Genomic DNA, 3,196 nt, shown 5'->3' on the forward strand with positions numbered 1-3,196 from the left:
CAGATGACAGAAACAGAATTAAAATTTGCAGAACTCATATGGAAGGAAGAACCCATAGGAAGTGGGGAATTGGTAAAACAATGTGAGAAGGAGTTTGAATGGAAGAAGTCAACAACATATACATTTTTAAAAAAATTATGCGAGCAAAAGATATTTAAAAATGAAAATGCTGTGGTTACATCACTTTTGAAGAAAGACGAATATTTGCAGCTACAAGGGGAACAGTTTGTGGAAAAGGCTTTTGGTGGTTCATTGCCTAGGATGGTGGCTGCCTTCATGAAGCGTAAAAAATTAGATGATGCGCAAATATCTGAAATTGAGCAGATGATAGAAAATTATAAGGAAAATAAGAATTGAGATTAGTGTAACAACTACTTGTTATACTAGGCGTGTCTGAATAGAGGCTGTGCTTTGGATAAGGAGGTATTCATTATGAGTGGGCTATTTCAAATGGTTCTTACATTAAGTATTGTGGGAACGTTCTGTATTGCGATTGTTTTGTTGACAAGGCTGTTACTTTGCAAAGCTCCAAAGAAGTTTTGCTATATACTATGGGCACTTGTTTTTGTCCGCTTGATTTGTCCGGTATTTCCAGAGAGTCCTCTTAGTTTGATTCCAGAAATGCTTGTATCAAAGCAAGTACAAAGACAAGTGGAGGAGAAGAAAGAGGTATCTGTAGAAGTAGCAGTTGCAGAGGAGAATTTGTCTTCAACTATTCCTAAAACAGATATGAAAGAAAATAGTATAAAAGAAGATGCAAAAGATGAAGATGTAAAAGATTTGGAAACTGGAAATACAAATGCAGATGATATCCGGAATGTAGAGCATAATAAAACAATAAAGATTGCCACCATGTGTTCCTACATTTGGCTTACCGGTGTTATTGCTCTTGCAGCGTATCATATTAGTTCTTACTGGAGATTTAGAAGTAGGATTCAAGGGGCACATGAAATAAGCAAAGGGGTAAAGGAAATAAAGGGAGAACATCTATCCTTTGTATTTGGTATAATAAATCCGACCATTTACATAGCGGAAGGGTTGGAGGCAGAGGCGAGAAATGTTATCCTCTGTCATGAAAATGTACACGTATATCGCAAAGATTATTTGATTAAGCCACTTGCACTTGCAATTTGTTGTATTCATTGGTTCAACCCTTTTGTTTGGATTGCATTTTATCTGATGAATAAAGATTGTGAGATGTCTTGTGATGAAAGAGTAGTGAACGAACTTGGTGAAGAGAGTAAGGCGATATATTCCTATGCATTGTTAAATGAGGCAACAGGAGGAAAGCGTGTGCGAGATAAAAGAACAGCGATTCCTATTATATCCTTTGGGGAAGATGGTGTGAAAGCAAGGATTAAGCATGTTTTGAACTACAAAAAAGCTTCTGTGGGGATTCTGATTAGTGGGGTGGGCATTCTAATTTTACTGGCAGTTTGTTTTTTGAGTAATCCAAAAGGAGAGAAGCAACTAACAGAAGATAGTGCCATACAGGCGGTACAAAAAGCAGGTGGATACAAAGAAGATGTAAAAAGTATATGCTTATTGAACGATTATGAAGGAGATAAGAAAGCAGAAGCATTTGTGATAATACAATGTGGATTGGTGGAAGAATTTACGGGATATATATATGGTGATTTATGGTTTGTATCGGAAGAAGGTGAAACGACACGTTTATTGGAAAATGAGTATATATATGAACAAGAGGATATCTTTGAATGGGAAGATAAAAAATTTCTTTTGATTTCTTATTTAAGCGGTGGTCCAGATGCAACGGCTGTATATGGTGTTACAGATAATAAAGCAGAAAATAAAATCCCTTATGCACGAGAAGCACTTGTAGCAGATGATAATAGCATTGCGTGTGTACAATCGAAATATGAGATTGACTATGATATAGAAGAAGATCAGTTTACTGGCCGTAGTTTTATTGCGTATAAAGTTTATTGTAAAGATGGCGAGTTCATACCATATACAGGTTCGATTTTATCAGAAGAGGAAGTATCTGTTTTTGAAAATGGAAAAGATGTTCTTGAGGAGATAAAACAGAAATATTCTAATGCAAGATTTCAATATATCTTATATGAAAACAATATGTTTTATATCAATATGGCATTGATTTCAGAAACTTCCATTCATTTTTCTTATATGACATATGAGATACAAGAGGGGCATCTTGATTTTATAGCTGGAGAAGATGGTTGTTACAAGCGAGATATAGCAAATGTGGAAGAGTTGTCTTTTTCACAAGAAATAGCTAAGGAGTATCATAGTGATGCACAATCATTCTTTGGCTATATGGATTACACAGGTTGGTTAGACGAATGTACACAGTGGTCATTCTATAATAATTTCGTAGACCAAGATTACGATAAGGATGGAATGCCAGATCGTGTTTATCGGGAGATGGCTGAAAACGGTGAAGATGGTGAGTGTAGCTATCGTATCGCTTTTGGTAATGGTGATGAGCTAATAGTAAATGACGTGAAAAATGGCTTTTTGCATATACAGGGAGTTGACTTGACTGGTGATGGATGCAATGAAATTGTTGTTTCTCTTACTTACGTGTTCAGTACAAATCCAGCAGCGTTCGGAGAAAATAGGATTTTTGAAAAAAAGGCAGAAGGATATGAAAGAATGGAATGGCCAACCGATATAGAAAGTGCCATGAGTAAGGGAAATCCTAATATACCAAAGATTACGTTGCATTATGAACGGAAAGAGTATTCCTACCGTGTTATGTGTTTAGAGCTTGTAAAAGATGCTCCAATTGATGTAGTAGTGGACATTGATGAGGAACGTTGGAAAGGTGGATACAAGTCTTTTGATGGAGAAGACATTGCGTATCCTATGTATGAAATGAACGTGATAGAATCAGAAGGCGAAAAGCCATATGTGGTAGGTTTGTTTGGTACTTTTGATAAATGGTCTGCTGATAGAATTCAGGTGACTTTTGTATATGAAGATGGAGGGCTTAGGATTAAGGAAGCGTTGTATGTGAGGTAATGTATAAAATATTAGCACTCATCTAAAGTGAGTGCTAATATTTTTCTTGACTTTTGATTTAACTCGTATTAATATAATTAACAGTAGATGACATTTAGTCATTTTAAATCATATTCGGAGCAGGGAATCTCCCTATTCCGATTAAAAAATAAAAAATTATATTTAATAAACATGAATCAAAGGAGAGATT

At 35.6% G+C, this 3,196-nt stretch carries 2 protein-coding genes; both read left to right on the plus strand.

Annotated features, from left to right (window positions below):
* A partial coding sequence (locus tag RMR19_RS03665; RefSeq protein ID WP_310602141.1) for a BlaI/MecI/CopY family transcriptional regulator occupies window positions 1-357 on the plus strand: 357 nt, incomplete at its 5' end.
* Between the two features lie 75 nt (window positions 358-432).
* The gene (locus RMR19_RS03670; RefSeq protein WP_310602142.1) at window positions 433-3,006 is read left to right on the plus strand and encodes a M56 family metallopeptidase; all 2,574 of its coding nucleotides are present in this window, start codon (window positions 433-435) and stop codon (window positions 3,004-3,006) included.
* The last annotated feature ends 190 nt before the right edge of the window (window positions 3,007-3,196 follow it).

This window comes from Anaerosporobacter sp. (genome assembly GCF_031551385.1).
Taxonomy (GTDB): Bacteria; Bacillota; Clostridia; order Lachnospirales; family Lachnospiraceae; genus Anaerosporobacter.